The 16,547-nt window shown below is 67.7% G+C and carries 14 protein-coding genes; 5 read left to right on the plus strand and 9 right to left on the minus strand.

Annotated features, from left to right (window positions below; translation table 11 throughout):
* Positions 1–235: 235 nt before the first annotated feature.
* The 4 genes from addB (at position 236) to QW845_RS23845 (ending at position 8,422) form a co-directional block, all read left to right on the plus strand.
* Positions 236–3,382 carry a double-strand break repair protein AddB gene (gene addB / locus QW845_RS23830; RefSeq protein ID WP_315803958.1) on the plus strand — a complete coding sequence of 1,049 codons (3,147 nt, stop codon included), beginning with the start codon at positions 236–238 and terminating at the stop codon, positions 3,380–3,382.
* The gene (gene addA, locus QW845_RS23835) at positions 3,376–6,849 is read left to right on the plus strand and encodes a double-strand break repair helicase AddA (protein WP_315803959.1); all 3,474 of its coding nucleotides are present in this window, start codon (positions 3,376–3,378) and stop codon (positions 6,847–6,849) included. Before addB ends, addA begins: the two co-directional genes overlap by 7 nt.
* 98 nt (positions 6,850–6,947) lie before the next feature.
* Positions 6,948–7,268 (plus strand): thioredoxin, encoded by a 321-nt coding sequence (gene trxA, locus QW845_RS23840; protein WP_015663255.1) that lies wholly within the window; start codon positions 6,948–6,950, stop codon positions 7,266–7,268.
* 143 nt (positions 7,269–7,411) lie between these two features.
* Entirely contained in the window at positions 7,412–8,422 is a 1,011-nt protein-coding gene (locus tag QW845_RS23845; RefSeq protein WP_315803982.1) for an ATP-dependent DNA ligase, read from the plus strand.
* 2 nt (positions 8,423–8,424) lie between these two features.
* Here QW845_RS23845 and QW845_RS23850 read toward each other — a convergent pair whose 3' ends face one another.
* From QW845_RS23850 to sppA, 9 genes are all read right to left on the minus strand, one after another.
* The gene (locus tag QW845_RS23850; protein ID WP_315803960.1) at positions 8,425–9,165 is read right to left on the minus strand and encodes a metallophosphoesterase family protein; all 741 of its coding nucleotides are present in this window, start codon (positions 9,163–9,165) and stop codon (positions 8,425–8,427) included.
* Positions 9,166–9,177: 12 nt separating this feature from the next.
* Positions 9,178–10,521, minus strand: a complete 1,344-nt coding sequence (locus QW845_RS23855; RefSeq protein ID WP_315803961.1) for a folylpolyglutamate synthase/dihydrofolate synthase family protein — start codon at positions 10,519–10,521, stop codon at positions 9,178–9,180.
* A complete protein-coding gene (gene accD, locus QW845_RS23860) occupies positions 10,518–11,456 on the minus strand; it encodes an acetyl-CoA carboxylase, carboxyltransferase subunit beta (protein ID WP_315803962.1) in 939 nt (312 codons plus the stop codon). The genes QW845_RS23855 and accD overlap by 4 nt, the downstream gene beginning before the upstream one ends.
* A gap of 94 nt (positions 11,457–11,550) precedes the next feature.
* Complete coding sequence (trpA, locus tag QW845_RS23865) at positions 11,551–12,387, minus strand: tryptophan synthase subunit alpha (RefSeq protein WP_315803963.1); 837 nt, start codon at positions 12,385–12,387, stop codon at positions 11,551–11,553.
* The gene (trpB, locus tag QW845_RS23870) at positions 12,384–13,607 is read right to left on the minus strand and encodes a tryptophan synthase subunit beta (RefSeq protein ID WP_315803964.1); all 1,224 of its coding nucleotides are present in this window, start codon (positions 13,605–13,607) and stop codon (positions 12,384–12,386) included. Before trpB ends, trpA begins: the two co-directional genes overlap by 4 nt.
* Positions 13,604–14,263: a phosphoribosylanthranilate isomerase gene (locus tag QW845_RS23875; protein WP_315803965.1), complete on the minus strand. Its 660-nt coding sequence runs from the start codon at positions 14,261–14,263 to the stop codon at positions 13,604–13,606. The genes trpB and QW845_RS23875 overlap by 4 nt, the downstream gene beginning before the upstream one ends.
* A gap of 77 nt (positions 14,264–14,340) precedes the next feature.
* Entirely contained in the window at positions 14,341–14,733 is a 393-nt protein-coding gene (locus QW845_RS23880; protein WP_315803966.1) for a lipopolysaccharide assembly protein LapA domain-containing protein, read from the minus strand.
* 77 nt (positions 14,734–14,810) lie between these two features.
* Positions 14,811–15,128: an integration host factor subunit beta gene (locus QW845_RS23885; protein WP_315803967.1), complete on the minus strand. Its 318-nt coding sequence runs from the start codon at positions 15,126–15,128 to the stop codon at positions 14,811–14,813.
* Between the two features lie 169 nt (positions 15,129–15,297).
* The gene (gene sppA / locus QW845_RS23890) at positions 15,298–16,278 is read right to left on the minus strand and encodes a signal peptide peptidase SppA (RefSeq protein ID WP_315803968.1); all 981 of its coding nucleotides are present in this window, start codon (positions 16,276–16,278) and stop codon (positions 15,298–15,300) included.
* Here sppA and QW845_RS23895 point away from each other — a divergent pair.
* Positions 16,277–16,547: hypothetical protein (locus QW845_RS23895; RefSeq protein ID WP_315803969.1), on the plus strand; the 271-nt coding region annotated here is incomplete at its 3' end. The two genes, sppA and QW845_RS23895, sit on opposite strands and share 2 nt — an antisense overlap.

Below are 16,547 nucleotides of genomic sequence, written 5' to 3' on the forward strand. Positions count from 1 at the left end.
GCTTCGCCGCGCTGTCGGTGACGATGAAGGTGGGCGGATGGTTCCAGCAACTCAGCTCTCACCGCCCGCGAAAGCGGGCGACGACAGCTGAGATCGCGGCCGCAGAGGGGCTCCCCGCGTGCGGCGTCCAACATCGGAGCGGTCGCGGCGCTATCAACACCCATCCACACCCCGGATATGACCTCCGCCCGATCGCTCCCTATATAGACGGCCTGGGCAACCCGAATCGCAGGCCATGCGCGTCTTCACCGTTCCCATCTCGGCGCCGTTCCTGCGCAGCGTGATCGCGGCGCTGGTCGACGGCCGGCTGGTCGACGGCTTCGAGGCGCGCAGCGATCCGGCCCGACTCGCGACCGCCACGCTGTATCTGCCGACGCGCCGTTCGCTCCGTGTCGCGCGCGAAATGTTCCTCGACGAGCTGAAGACCGATGCCGCGGTGCTGCCGCGCCTCGTCGCGCTCGGCGACATCGATGAGGACGAGCTTGCCTTCGCCGAGGATCGCGACGCGTTCCTCGGGCCCGCGCCGCTGGAGATCCCGGAACGGCTCGACGACCTGCAGCGCCGGCTTACGCTGGCACGGCTGGTGGCGGCCTGGGCCAAGACGCCGGTGTCGGCGCCGCTGGTGATCGGCGGGCCCGCCTCGACGCTCGCGCTGGCCGGCGACCTCGCACGGCTGATCGACGACATGGTGACGCGCGGCGTGTCGTGGGACGCGCTCGACGCGCTGGTGCCGGATCAGCTCGACAAATACTGGCAGTATTCGCTCGAGTTCCTGCGCATCGCGCGGACCGCGTGGCCGGCCTATCTGCAGGAGATCGAGCGCATCGAGCCGGCGGCGCGGCGCGATCTGTTGATCGCGGCCGAAGCCGCGCGGCTGTCGGCGCATGCCGATGGTCCCGTCATTGCCGCCGGCTCCACCGGCTCGATGCCGGCGACGGCAAAATTCCTGCTCGCCGTCGCCAAGCTTCCGCATGGCGCGGTGGTGCTGCCTGGGCTCGACACCGATCTCGACGAAGCCGCGTGGAATTCGATCGGCGGTGCCAGGGACCGCGCCGGCCGCGTGTTGACGCCGCCCGCGGTCAACCATCCGCAATATGCCATGCATCTGCTGCTCAAGCGCTTCGGCCTGGACCGGCGCGACGTGGTCCGTCTCGTCCCAACCGGCCGCGGCGGCCGGGAGGTGTTGATCTCAGAGGCGATGCGGCCGTCGGAGGCGACCGCCGTCTGGCACGAGCGGCTGCGCCAGTTCGACATCGCCGCCAACATCGCGGAAGCCATGGACAACCTCGCGGTCGTCGCTGCGCCCAATCCGGAGATGGAGGCGCTGGCGATCGCGATCGCGATGCGCGAGGCGCGCCATCTCGGCAAATCGGCCGCGCTGGTGACGCCGGACCGCGCGCTGGCCCGCCGCGTGATGGCGGCGCTAGCGCGCTGGCACCTCACCTTCGACGACTCCGGCGGTGATGCGCTGTTGGAGACGCCCGCCGGCATCTTCGCGCGCCTCGCCGCCGAAGCCGCCGCGCGCGGGTTGGAGCCGCCGACCCTGCTGGCGCTGCTCAAGCATCCGCTGTGCCGGCTCGGCCGCGCCGCGAATGGCTGGAAGAGTGCCATCGAGACGCTGGAGCTCGCGGTGCTGCGCGGCACGCGGCCGCAAGCCGGAACCGGCGGGCTCGCGCGCGACTTCGCGCGCTTCCGCGACGAGCACACCAAGCTGCACCAGGGCGAGGTATCATCGCTGCACAAGGCCGAGCCACGCGCGCGCCTCAGTCCCGAGCAGCTCGACCGCGCCGGCGCGCTGATCGCGCAATTGCAGACGGCGCTGGCGCCGCTGGAAAACCTCGCCTCGCCGCGCCCGCAGGATTTCGCTGAGCTCGCGGCGCGGCATCGTGAGGTGCTGATTGCGCTGTCGACCGACGATGTCGGCCTCAGCACCGCCTTCACCGATCGCGACGGCGCCGCGCTGGCGCGCTGCTTCGACGACCTGCTCGCGTCCGGCGAGCGCTGCGGCCTGATGGCGCCGCTGGCGGACTATCCGGATCTGTTCCATACCGCCTTCTCCGATCGCGCGGTGCGCCGGCCCGAGCGCCACGGCGCACAGCTGCAGATCTACGGTCCGCTCGAAGCGCGGCTGATGCAGGCCGACCGCATGATCATCGGTGGCCTGGTCGAGGGCATCTGGCCGCCGGCGCCGCGCATTGATCCCTGGCTGAGCCGGCCGATGCGGCATCAGCTCGGTCTCGATCTGCCCGAGCGCCGCATCGGTCTCTCCGCGCACGATTTCGCGCAGCTGCTCGGCGCACCCGAGGTGATCCTGACTCACGCGGCAAAGTCCGGCGGCGCGCCCGCCGTGGCCTCGCGCTTCCTGCATCGGCTCGAAGCCGTCGCCGGCGCCGAGCGCTGGAAGGCGGCGGAGGCGCGCGGCGAGACTTACGTCCGCTATGCCGAGGTGCTCGACCAGCCCACTGCGGTGAAGCCGGTCGAACAGCCGGCACCGAAGCCGCCGCTGGCAGCACGGCCGCTGCGCATGTCGGTGACCGCGATCGAGGACTGGCTGCGCGATCCCTACACGATCTTCGCGCGCTACATCCTGCGGCTCGATCCGCTCGATCCCGTCGACATGCCGCTGTCATCAGCCGATCGCGGCTCGGCGATCCACGAGGCGATCGGCGAGTTCACGCAAGTTTATGCCGATGCGCTGCCGCTGCATCCGGCGCATGCGCTACGCGTGATCGGCGAGAAGCATTTTGCACCATTGATGGAGCGTCCCGAGGCGCGGGCGCTGTGGTGGCCGCGCTTCCAGCGCATCGCCGGCTGGTTTGCGGCGTGGGAGAGCGCGCGACGCGCGCAGATCGGCGCGATCACCGCGGAGATCCGCGGCGAAATCGGCATTCCGCTCGACAATGGCCGTACCTTCATCCTGTCGGCGCGCGCCGACCGCATCGAGCAGCGTGCCGAGGGCACCTACGCCATTCTCGACTACAAGACCGGACAGCCGCCCACGGCCAAGCAGGTGCGCATGGGCCTGTCGCCGCAGCTCACGCTTGAAGCCGCGATCCTCCGCGAGGGCGGCTTCGACGGCATTCCGGCCGGCAGCCTGATCAGCCAGCTCGTTTATGTCCGGCTGTCCGGCAACAACCCGCCGGGCGAGGAGCGCATTCTCGAGCTGAAGATCAACAAGAGCGACCCGCCGCAGCATCCGGACCAGGCCGCGCAGGAGGCGCGCGCGAAGCTCGAGGCCTTGATCCGCAGCTTCGAGGACGTCAATCAGGGCTACACCTCGCTGAACCTGTCGATGTGGGCCAACCGCTACGGCAGCTATGACGACCTCGCCCGCATCAAGGAATGGTCGGCGGCAGGTGGCCTGGGAGTGGAGGAATGGTGAAGGCGCCCCGCCCCATTCCGCAGGCCGTGCGCGAGGCGCAGACGCGCGCATCGAACCCGGCTGCCTCCGCGTTCGTGTCGGCCAATGCCGGCTCGGGCAAGACGCATGTGCTGGTGCAGCGCGTGATCCGGCTGCTGCTCGACGGCGTGCCGCCGGAGAAGATCCTCTGCATCACCTTCACCAAGGCCGCCGCCGCCAACATGGCCGAGCGCGTGTTCTCGACGCTCGGCCATTGGGTGACGCTCGACCACGACGCGCTGGATGACGCGATCCGATCCACCGGCATTCCCAACCCCGACAAGAAGCTGCGCGCCTCGGCGCGCAAACTATTTGCCAGCGCGCTGGAGACGCCGGGCGGGCTGAAGGTGCAGACCATCCACGCGCTGTGCACGCGGCTGCTGCAGCAGTTTCCGTTCGAGGCCAATGTGCCGGCGCGGTTCTCGGTGCTCGACGAGCGCGACCAGACCGAGATGATGGAGCGCGCCAATCTCAAGGTGCTGCTCGATGCCTCCAGGGCGCCGGACAGCGCGGTCGGCCGGGCGCTGCAGGTGGTGATGGCCAATGCCGCCGACTCGACCTTCAAGGAGGTCGTGCGCGAGGCTTGCCTGAGCCGCGATCATTTCATGGCCTGGACCGATGGCGCCGGCCGCGTCGAGGTCGCCGCGCAGCATCTCGGCGAAGTACTTGGCATCGGCGCTGATGAGACGCTGGAGGCGATCGAGCGCGACATTCTTGACGGTCCAAACCTGCCGCGCGCGGACTGGACCGAGATCGCCGCCCGGCTGGATGGCGGCGCCAAGACCGACCAGAAGCAGGCGGAGCAACTTCGCGCTGCACTGGCGTTCTCTGGAGCCGATCAGGTCGACGAATATCTCCGGCTGTTTCTCACCGACGACAAGCAGCCACGCAAATCGCTGCTGACCAAGAAGTTCGCCGACGCCAATCCGGGGTTGGCGGGTCTGTTCGATTCCGAGGCCGCCCGGCTCGACCGCCTGATCGAGAAGCGCAGCGCCGCTGTCGTGCGCGACCGCACCGAGGCGCTGCTGCAGATCGCGACAGCGGCAGCCGCGAACTATCGCCGCGAGAAGGAGGAGCGCGGGCTGCTCGACTATGACGACCTGATCGACAAGACACTGGCGATGCTCAACCGCGTCTCCGCCGGCTGGGTCCACTACAAGCTCGACCGCGGCGTCGATCACGTGCTGATCGACGAGGCCCAGGATACGAGCCCACGGCAGTGGGACATCGTTGCCCACATCATCGAGGAGTTCACCGCCGGCGCCGGCGCGCGCGACGGCCTGACGCGGACGATCTTCGCGGTCGGCGACGAGAAGCAGTCGATCTTCTCGTTCCAGGGCGCCGACCCGCACGAGTTCGATGCGCGCCGGCGGCAATTGCAGAAGCGCTTCACCGACGCCGGGCTGTTGTTCGATCCGGTGTCCTTCACCTATTCGTTCCGCTCCGGGCCGACGGTGCTGCACGCGGTCGACCATGTATTCCGCGAGCGCGAGGTCTACAGCAGCATCCACTCGCCTGACATCGGCCATCCCATCCACAACGCGCTGACCGATGCCGGGCCGAGCATGGTCGAGCTCTGGAGCCTGTGCGAACGCGACGACCGCAAGGAGATCGAGGGCTGGCGCGCGCCGTTCGACGGCGTCTCCGTGACGAGCCCCGAGGTGAAGCTGTCCAGGCGCATCCAGGCCGAGATCAAGCGGCTCATTCGTGTGGGCACGATGACCGGCCATGACGGCGCGCGGCGGCGGCTGAGCTATGGCGACATGCTGATCCTGGTGCGCCGGCGCGGCAACGCGTTCGACGCCGTGATCCAGGCGCTCAAACATGCGGGCATTCCGGTCGCCGGCGCCGACCGGCTGAAGCTGACGGAGCACATCGCCATCATCGATCTGATGAACCTCGCCGACGCGCTGCTGCTGCCGCAGGACGATCTGGCGCTGGCCACCGCGCTGAAGAGCCCGCTGTTCGGCCTCGACGACGAGGATCTGTTCAAGCTGGCGTGGCAGCGTCGCGGCTCCTTACGGGACGCACTCACAGCCCATGCCGCTGACGACGAGCGGCTGCAGGCGGTGGTCCGACGCCTGCAGCAATGCGAGCGCCGTGCGTCTGAGGACACGCCGTTCGCGTTCTATGCCTGGCTGCTTGGCGGCGATGGCGGCCGGCGCCGCATCCTGGCGCGACTCGGCCACGAGGCGAACGACGCGCTCGACGAATTCCTGGAGCTGGCGCTGTCCTATGAGCGCAAGGCGCCGGCCTCGCTGCAGGGATTCATCGCCTGGCTGCGCGCCGCCGACACCGAGGTGAAGCGCGACATGGAGATTTCGCGCGATGAGGTGCGCGTCATGACCGTGCACGGCGCCAAGGGCCTCGAAGCCTCCGTCGTCTTCCTGGTCGACACGACGTCATCGCCGGCGGATTCGCAGCGGCTGCGGCTGATCCACGTGCCGCATGGCGAGCAGGAGATCGTGGTCTGGGCCGGCCGCAAGGCCGACGATCCGCAAGCCGTGGCTGCGGCGCGCACGGCGATGCTCAAGGAAACCGAGGACGAATATCGGCGGCTGCTCTATGTCGCGATGACGCGCGCCGCGGATCGGCTGGTCATCGGCGGCTGCATGCCGGGCAACATGAACAACGTCCGCGGCGGCAGCTGGTACGACCTGATGGCGCGCGGCCTTGACGCGGCGGGCCTGCAGGTCGAGGTGATCGAAACCGAGGACGGGCCGGTCAAGCGCTACGCGCGGGCCGAGGACATCGCGGAAACCGCTGCTGACGAAACGCAGCGCATGGTCGAGACGGCCGTCGAGCTGCCGGCGTGGCTGCGCACGGCGGCGGCGGAGGCGCCCGGCGAGGTCGCCGTGCTCCGGCCATCCGATCCGTCCGCCGACGAGCGGCCGGTGCGCACGGGCGAATCGCTGGCCGCGCGCAGCCTCGCGATGCAGCGCGGCACGCTGGTGCATCGCCTGCTGCAGTCGCTGCCCGAGGTGCCGCCGGAGCGGCGGCGCGATGCCGCGCTGCGATATCTGATTCGCAACGCCGCCGACTGGCCGGAGGACGAGCGCGCGGGACTCGCGGAACGCGTGCTCGCCGTGGTCGAAGACCCGCGCTTTGCCGCGGTGTTCGCGGCCGGGAGCCGGGCGGAAGTCTCGATCGTGGGCCGCCTCGCACTGGCCGGCCAGCCTCCGGCGCTGGTCTCCGGCCAGATCGACCGACTGGTGGTGACCGAGGCCGAGGTACTGATCGTCGACTTCAAGACCAACCAGCAGCCGCCCTCGGGACTCGCCGACGTGCCCCCGGCCTATGTCCGGCAGCTCGCGCTGTACCGCGCCGTGCTCGGCCAGTTGTACCCCGGACGAAACGTCCGCGCCGCGCTGCTCTGGACCGAAGCCGCTGAATTCATGGAGCTTCCGGCCTCCGCGCTGGACGCCATGCTGCCATCCCAGCACGTCTGAGTGAGCCCGCTTGACCCGGCATCACGCCATTCCTACTTTGACACCCACGCTGAGGCGGTGCGTCCGCGCCGCTCCCTCCAACCGAACGAGGTAATCCCATGGCCGTTGGCAAGGTTTCCGACGCCGATTTCGAAAGCGAAGTGCTCAAGGCCGACGGCCCGGTCGTGGTCGACTTCTGGGCCGAGTGGTGCGGCCCGTGCCGCATGATTGCGCCCGCCCTGGACGAGATCTCGAGCGCGATGGGCGACAAGGTCAAGATCGTCAAGCTCAACGTCGACGAGAGCCCGAAGACGGCCTCGAAGTACGGCGTGATGTCGATCCCCACCCTGATGGTGTTCAAGGGCGGCGAGATGGCCTCGCGCCAGGTCGGCGCTGCGCCGAAGGCGAAGCTGCAGCAGTGGATCTCGTCGGCGGTCTGACGCTTCACGATCCAGGATTTTTGTCGAACGGCCGGCGGAATCGCCGGCCGTTCGCGTTGAGGGGGTGTGTTTCAGCGTTTTCGGATGTCGCCATGCCCGCCCGCGCCCATCGCTCGCCCTCCCGCAAATCCGGTTTGCTGGCCATGGAGGCGCGCTCGGTGGATGCAATCCCGCGCGGCGAGGACTGGCAATACGAGCCGAAATGGGACGGCTTCCGCTGCCTGCTCGCGCGCGAGGGCGCTCAGGTGACGATGCAGTCGAAAGCCGGCGAAGATCTCGCGCGCTACTTCCCCGAGGTGGTCGCTGCGGCACGCCAACTGAAGGCAACCAGCTTCATCCTCGACGGAGAGCTGGTGGTGCCGCAGGTGAAGTCGTTCTCGTTCGATGCGTTGCTGCAGCGGATTCATCCCGCCGCCAGCCGGGTGAAGAAGCTGTCGGTGGAGACGCCGGCGCTGTTCCTCGCCTTCGATCTGCTGGCGAGTGGCAAGAAGGAGCTCGTGACGCACACGCTGCACGAACGGCGGCCGGCGCTGGAGGCGTTTGCGGAAGCGAACTTCGCCGGGCACCCGACGTTTCGGCTGTCGCCGGCGACGACGCGCTTTGCGACCGCGCAAGACTGGCTGGCGCAATCCGGCGGCGGCTCGGATGGCGTGATCGCCAAGCGCATCGACCTGCCCTACCAGGCAGGCAACCGCGACGGCATGCAGAAGATCAAGCGCTATCGCTCGGCCGATTGCGTGATCGGCGGCTTCCGCTACGCCACGAACAAGGGCGCCCAGGGGCGCAAGCTGGTCGGCTCGCTGCTGCTCGGCCTCTACGGCGATGACGGCCTGCTGCATCACGTCGGCTTCACCTCCGCGCTCAAGAAGGACGAGAAGCCTGCACTCACCGACAGGCTCGAGCCGCTGATCTCGCCGCCCGGCTTCACCGGCAATGCGCCGGGCGGGCCGAGCCGCTGGTCGACCGAGCGCTCGGCGGAATGGTGCCCGCTCAAGCCGAAGCTGGTGATCGAAATCAGCTACGACCACTTCTCCGGCGAGCGCTTTCGCCACGGCACCTCGATCCTGCGCTGGCGCCCCGACAAATCGCCGAGGCAATGCACGTTCGAGCAGCTCGAGCAGAGGGTCGCTGATCCCTGGAAACTGCTCGCGTGAGCTCAGCGGATCCAGCCGGTCGCAAGCGCCGATGCAAATTCCTCGTCGCCATTGGCGCGCGCGAGCGCAGCCATGGATCGGTGATCATAGGGCACGTGGCGGAAGCTCACGCTCCAGCCGGACGACGTCAGCTCAAGGATCGCGTAGCGCGCATCAGGCGTGCCGGCCTGCACGACATGCGGATGCGGCACGTTGTAGGAATAGCCGGGGCTGCCGACGCTGCCCGGATTGACGATCAGCCGACCGTCGCGCAAGCGCACCGCACGGGCCGTGTGGGTATGGCCACACAGGATCAATGATTGCGAAATGCCGGCGGCCAGTCGCTCGATGTCGTCGAGCAGCGCGCAAGTGATCGCACCGTCCTGAGCGACGCGCTCGAGCCAGTAGACGTTGTCGTCATCGGGCGTCGCGTGACATAGAAACACCTCGTCCTGATACACGGCCGTCGCCGGGATCGTGCGCAGCCAGTCGAGATGATCAGCTGCGAGCTGGGCGTAAGCAGGCCGCTCCCATGCGCCCATCTTCTCCGGCGGTCGATCGATCAGCCAGCGATCGTGATTGCCGCGCACATGCACCGCCTCGAGCGGCATCAGCATGTCCATCGTCTTGCGCGCGTCGAGCGGGCCGCTCGCGATGTCGCCGAGGTTGACGATCTCGGTCACGCCTTGCGCACTGATATCCGCGAGCACGGCCTCCAGCGCGAGATGGTTGCCGTGGACATCTGCGATCGCGGCAAAGCGCATGCGCCATTCCTCTCAGGTCGGCGGGGTGCCGTTGAGGTCGAGCACGTGGCCCGCGAGATAGAGCGACCCCGTGATCAGGATACGCGGCGGGACCTCATAGGCAAGCCGCGCGATGCCGGCGAGCGCCGACGCGACGCCATCGGCGATCTCGACGCGCATGCCGAGCGTGCGCGCGGCGGCGGCCAGATCAGCCGGTGCCATCGCCTTGCTCTCGTTCGGAATCGGCACGACGATGATGTGGCGCGTCAGGCCGGCGAAGTTGGCCAGGAAGCCCGCGGCATCCTTGTTGCCCATCATGCCGACGATGACGACGAGCTGCCGCGACACGCGCTCCTCGAGATCCCCGATCGCCGCAGCGACGACACGGCCGCCTTCGGCATTGTGGCCGCCGTCGAGCCAGATCTCCGCGCCCTGCGGCGCGATCGCGGTGAGCGCGCCGCTCGACAGCCGCTGCATGCGCGCCGGCCATTCGGCGCCGACGATGCCGTCCTCGAACGCCTTGGTGGCGAGCTTGAACTGATCGACCGCGCGCAAGGTCGCGATCGCGAGGCCCGCATTGTCGAACTGATGCCGGCCGAACAGTTTTGGCGCCGGAAGATCAAGAAGACCACGGTCGTCCTGATAGACCAGCCGGTTGCGCTCGACACTGACGTGCCAGCTCTCGCCCGCGGCAAACAACGGCGCGCGCTGTCGCCTGGCCTCGCGCTCGATCACGGCCATCGCATCGGGCTCCTGCGCCGCCGAGATCACCGGGCAGCCGCGCTTGATGATGGCGGCCTTCTCGGCCGCGATCAGCGCGCGGGTGTCACCGAGAAACTCCATGTGGTCCATGCTGATCGGCGTCAGCACGGAGGCCGCGACCTGCTCGACAACATTGGTGGAATCGAGCCGGCCACCGAGGCCGACTTCGAGCAGCACGACATCGGCTGGATGCCTTGCGAACAGCACGAAGGCCGCGACGGTCTTGACCTCGAAGAAGGTGATCGGCGCGCCGGCATTGACCCGCTCGCACTCCAAGAGCGCGGAGATCAGCTCGTCGTCCTCGACCAGGACGCCACCGCCGACCTGGCCGAGCCGATAGCTCTCGTTGATGCGCACCAGCCAGGGCGAGGTGAAGACGTGGACGCGCAGCCCCGCGGCCTCGAGCATTGCGCGCAGATATGCGACCGTGGAGCCCTTGCCGTTGGTGCCGGCGACGTGGATGACCGGCGGCAGCTTGCGCTCGGGATGACCGAGCTGCGCCAGCAGCCGGTGCATGCGATCCAGCCCGAGCGAGATCCGGCTCGGATGCAGGGCAGAAAGCCGCGTGATCAGCTCGTCGAGCGACGGTCTTGGCTGGGCGGCAGAATCGTTCACGCGCTCGTTGCGACCGCCGGCGCTTCCGCGGCTTCGGCGGGCTTGGCCGGCGGCGGCAGCTGCGGCGCGGGCTTGGCGTGTTCGATGGCCGGCGCCTTGGTCAGCAATCGGCACAGCCGCGCCAGCGTCGGGCGCAGGTCATGACGGTGCACGACCATGTCGACCATGCCGTGGTCGAGCAGGTATTCCGCGCGCTGGAAACCTTCGGGCAGCTTCTCGCGAATGGTCTGCTCGATCACCCGGGCGCCGGCGAACCCGATCAGCGCACCGGGCTCGGCAATGTGGACGTCGCCGAGCATCGCGTAGGACGCGGTGACGCCGCCGGTGGTCGGATTGGTCTGCACGACGATGTAGGGCAGCTTGGCCTCGCGCAGCATCTGGACCGCGACCGTGGTGCGCGGCATCTGCATCAGGGACAGGATGCCTTCCTGCATGCGCGCGCCGCCGGAGGCCGCGAACACGATGAACGGCGACTTCTTCTCGACCGCGAGCTCCAGGCCACGCACGATCGCCTCACCGGCGGCCATGCCGAGCGAACCGCCCATGAAATCGAAATCCTGCACGGCGATGACGACGCCCATGCCTTCGAGCTTGCCGAAGCCGACCTTCACCGCATCGTTCATGCCTGTCCGCGCCCGCGCATCCTTGATGCGGTCGGCATAGCGGCGCTCGTCGCGGAATTTCAGCGGGTCGGGCGTGACCTCGGGCAGCGCGACGTCGAACCAGGTCTCGTTGTCGAACATCGACTTCAGCCGCGCCACCGCGCCCATGCGCATGTGGTAGTTGGAGCCGGGGATGACGAACTGGTTGGCCTCGACGTCCTTGTAGAACACGAGCTGTCCGGAATCCGGGCATTTGATCCAGAGGTTCTCCGGCGTCTCGCGGCGCAGGATGTTGCGGATCTTCGGCCGGACCACGTTGGTAAGCCAGTTCATGTGTCGCTCCGTGTTGCGGTCGCCCGGATATATGGCGGGACGGCGGGGTCACGGCAAGACGGCCGCGACATCCGCTCGGATAGTGGTTGACGGCCTATTCCGCGGCCTGTTGCGCGCCGCGCACGCCCTGGGCGAGAGCGGCGGCCAGATCGGCGACCGCGCTGACGGTCTTGGCGGTCGCGCGGCCCTCGGCATCGAGGCTGGCGCGGAGTGCGTCGACCAGGGCGGTGCCGACCACGGCGCCATCGGCATGGGCTGCGATGGCGCGGGCCGTCTCCGGTGTCCGGATGCCGAAGCCGACGCAGACGGGCAGCGCCGTATGGCGCTTGATGCGCGCCACGGCGGCGCCCACAGCCGACGAATCCGCGGCCGCCGCGCCGGTGATGCCGGTGATCGAGACGTAGTAGACGAAGCCGGAGGTGTTCGCGAGCACCGCCGGCAGCCGCTTGTCATCGGTGGTCGGCGTCGCCAGCCGGATGAAGTTGAGCCCGGCCTTCAGCGCGGGGATGCAGAGCTCGGTGTCCTCTTCCGGCGGCAGGTCGACGATGATCAGGCCGTCGACGCCGGCGGTCTTGGCATCGTCGAGAAACCTGTCGACGCCGTAGATGTAGATCGGGTTGTAGTAGCCCATCAGCACGATCGGCGTGTCGACATCGCTGTCGCGGAAGCTGCGCACCAGTTGCAGCGTCTTCCTCAGGGTCATGCCGGCCTTCAGCGCGCGCAGGCCCGCCGCCTGGATCGACGGACCGTCGGCCATCGGATCGGTGAACGGCATGCCGATCTCGATGATGTCGGCGCCAGCCTGCGGCAGCGCCTTGACGATCGCCAGCGAGGTTTCAGGATCAGGGTCGCCTGACATCACGAAGGTGACGAACGCCGAGCGGCCTTCCTTTTTCAATTGCGCGAAACGCGCATCCATCCGGCTGGTCACGATGCCTTCGCCCTTCCTCGCAAGATGTCGCCCACCTGCGGCACGTCCTTGTCGCCGCGGCCGGACATGTTGACCACCATCAGGTGGTCTTTCGGCTTCTTCGGCGCGAGCTCCATGACCTTGGCGATCGCATGCGCCGGCTCCAGCGCCGGGATGATGCCTTCGAGCCGCGATAGCAATTGGAACGCGGCCAGCGCCTCCTCATCGGTCGCCGACAAATAGTTCACGCGGCCGACCTCGTGCAGCCAGGAATGCTCCGGTCCGATACCGGGATAGTCGAGACCGGCCGAGATCGAATGCGCCTCCTCGATCTGTCCGTCCTCATCCATCAGCAGATAGGTGCGGTTGCCGTGCAGCACGCCGGGACGGCCACCGGCGATCGATGCCGCATGCAGCTGCGTGAGGCCGTGGCCCGCGGCCTCGACGCCGTAGATCTCGACCGAGGGATCATCGAGGAACGGATGGAACAGGCCCATCGCATTGGAGCCGCCGCCGATGCAGGCGATCAGCGAATCCGGCAGGCGGCCTTCGGCCTCCTGCATCTGCGCGCGCGTCTCGCTGCCGATCACCGACTGGAAGTCGCGCACCATCATCGGATAGGGGTGCGGGCCGGCGACGGTGCCGATGCAATAGAACGTGGTGTGGACGTTGGTGACCCAGTCACGCAGCGCCTCGTTCATCGCATCCTTCAGCGTCTTGGAGCCGGACTGCACCGGCACCACCTTGGCGCCGAGCATCTCCATGCGGATCACATTCGGCTGCTGCCGCTCGACGTCGACGGCGCCCATGTAGACCACGCAGTCCAATCCGAAGCGCGCGCACAGCGTTGCGGTGGCCACACCATGCTGGCCGGCGCCGGTCTCGGCGATGATGCGCTTCTTGCCCATCCGGCGCGCGACCATGATCTGGCCGAGCACGTTGTTGACCTTGTGCGAGCCGGTGTGATTCAGCTCCTCGCGCTTGAAGTAGATCTTGGCGCCGCCGAGATGCTCCGTCAGCCGCTCCGCGTAATACAGCGGCGAGGGCCGGCCGACGTAGTTCTTCAGGTAGCCGTTCATCTCGGCATGGAATGCCGGATCGGCCTTGGCCTCCGCATAGGCCTTTTCCAGGTCGAGGATCAGCGGCATCAGGGTTTCGGCGACGAAGCGGCCGCCGAAGATGCCGAAGTGACCGCGGTCATCAGGACCGCTGCGGTAGGAATTGGGAATGGCTGTCGTCATTGAACGCTCAACTCTTCAGCGGCCCGCGCCGCGCGAATGAAATCCCGGATCATGTCGCAATCCTTCACACCCGGCGTTCGCTCGACGCCGGATGACACGTCGACGCCGCCGGCGCGCGTGATCCGCACGGCCTCGGCGACGTTGTCGGCGCTCAGGCCGCCGGACACCATGAACGGGCGATCGAGTTTCAGGCCCTGCAGCAGACGCCAATCGAAGGTAGCCCCGAGTCCGCCGGGACGGGTCGCATCCTTCGGCGCCCGCGCGTCGAACAGGATGCGGTCGCACACATCGGCGTAGCCCGCCAGCGGCGCAAGATCGGCGTCGGTCGCGACCGGAATGGCTTTCATGATGGGCAGGCCGAAGCGCTGCTTGAGGTCGCGGATGCGCGCGATGCTTTCGCGGCCATGCAGCTGCAGGAGATCAGGCCGCAGCGTCTCGACGATATTTTCGATCATCGCGTCGTCGGCATCGACGGTCAGCGCCACCTTGAGCGCGCGCCCCCTGACGTCACGGCCCAGCTCACGCGCGGCCGTCAGGCCGACATGGCGTGGGGACGGCGGAAAGAACACGAAGCCCACCATGTCGGCGCCCGCGTCGAGCGCCGAAGCGAGGGTATCGGGCGTGGTCAGGCCGCAGATTTTGACGAGCAGGGACATCGATGAACAACGCACGTCCGGGCGGAAAGGATCACCAGAAGCCGGCGGCTTCCAAGGCCGCCGAGCTTGGGCGCCTTCTACAACGCGGCGCCCTGCTTGTCTCGCCCATAAGGGGCGAAAAGCCGCGCCGGCGCCGCCGGAACCAGAGATTGTGCCGAGCCCTGATTTGCACGCGCCGCGGCGCTCAACTGCACCACCTGCGCACGGGCCGCTTCGGCATCGGCCTGATGACGGCGCGCGGCCCGCCGCCAGCGGCGCTGGCCGATCCAGGTGGCACAACCACCTGCGATCACGCCCAGGATCGCGACGGCGATGATCAAGGCGAACAACGGGACCGATACCGCGAGCGCCGGATCGGTCGCGTTGAACGGATCAAACGATACGGTAACGAAATGCCGATTGGCGACCGCGAAGATGACGAACAGCACCAGCAGCGGAAGGACGACCACGACAGTGAAGAATTTTCGCATGCGCTCGCTCGTGTCAGTCAGGCCGGATTCGCCTCGAAATCAGCCGCCGACGACTAGCACGGCCGGCGCGAGATGCTTCAATCGTCTGAGTCGTCAGCCGCAGCGCCCGCGGGATTGTCTCGGTTCAGCCGCTCGCGCATTTCCTTGCCCGTCTTGAAGAACGGGACGCTCTTCTGGTCCACCGGGACATGCGCCCCGGTCCGCGGGTTGCGACCGGCGCGGGCCGGCCGATGCTTGACCGAGAAGGCGCCGAAGCCGCGCAGCTCGACGCGGTCACCGCGGGCGAGCGCCGCGACGATCTCGTCGAGGATCGCGTTGACGATGTTCTCGACATCCCGCTGGTAGAGATGCGGGTTGTGCTCGGCGATACGCTGAACCAGCTCGGATTTGATCATCGAGAAAATGTACCCGGGGAGACAGGTCCCATTTCCGTGAAAATATGCTGGACTGTCAAGACGCTAAATCATTCATCGCGGCCGTGAATCTGGGGGCGAGGCCGGGTACGGGGCCTCGCCATGGCACACGCGAAACGGGAAGATCGTCCCGAGGATGGTCTTGGCGAGTTCAATTGCCCGGCGCGGGCGTCCAGAGCGCGAGCATGCCGTCGAGGCCGATGCGATCGACCGCCTGGACCACGCCGGTGTGCTCGAGCTGGCGGGCGATTCCGGACAGGCCGACGGCGTCGAGCGCGATCGAGGTGGCCGTTCGCAGGAAGGTGAGGTCGCCAAACCGCGGCGTGAGCTTGTAGTCACGCACCGGAAGGTCCTTCTTGACGTTCTTGTTCGCGACGAGCCAGGCGACCGCGGTCTTCTCGTCGCCGAGCTCGTCGATCAGCTTCAGCTCGATCGCCTGCCGGCCGGTGAAGACGCGGCCGTCGGCCACCTTCTCCAACTGCTCATCATTCATGGCGCGGCGATCCTTCACCAGTCCGCGGAACCAGGCGTAGGAATCCTTGACCAGGGCGTCGAGCGCCGCACGCGCTTCCGGGCTGGTGGGCTCGTAGCCGTTGGGGGCGGCCTTCAGCGGCGAGGATTTGACCTCCTCGATCTTCACGCCGACCGTCTTCAACAGCTCGCCGACATTGGGGTACTGGAACAGCACGCCGATCGAACCGACCAGCGAACTCTGCTGCGCGACGATGTGATCGGCAGCGATCGCGCCGATATAGCCGCCGGACGCCGCGAGACCTTCAACGACGACGACCAGCGGCTTCTTCGCCTTCAGCCGGACCAGCGAATCGTAGAGCTGCTCGGAGCCGGCGGTGGTGCCGCCCGGCGAATTGATGTGGACGATGACGGCTTCGGCCGAGGAGTTTTCGAGCCGCTCCAGCGCCTCGACTCGCTCATGATCGCTACGGATCAGGCCCTCGATATTGACGCGGGCGATCGAGCCGGTGGTCGACAGCACGGTGCGGCCGCGCGGCGACATGGCGAGGCCGATGGCGGAAAGAGCCGCGACCGCGATCAGCACCGCGACCACCCGCCAGAACGTCAGCTTGCGGCGCAGCCTGCGGCGATCGACGATCACATCCGAATCAAGCGACATGGACAGCTCCTGGAAGTCTCGGCGCGTTTTGCATCCGCAGCCTGAATATCTCGTTATCCGATTACATCAATCGCGGCGCAATTTGAAGAAAGGAAGGCTCCGCCACGAAGCCGTCAAAGGGTCGACGGGCTCCGAGCAGGCCGCAGGGCTAGCGTATTCGATGATCGGAGTCTTGCTCTCATCTCTCCACGTCGTCATGGCCGGGCTTGTCCCACGGCTGTCCGGTTCAGACAGACTGGACATGGTGCATGGCGTGGATTCTTCTGCGG

The sequence above is a fragment of the Bradyrhizobium sp. SZCCHNS3002 genome (genome assembly GCF_032377435.1).
GTDB lineage: Bacteria > Pseudomonadota > Alphaproteobacteria > Rhizobiales > Xanthobacteraceae > Bradyrhizobium.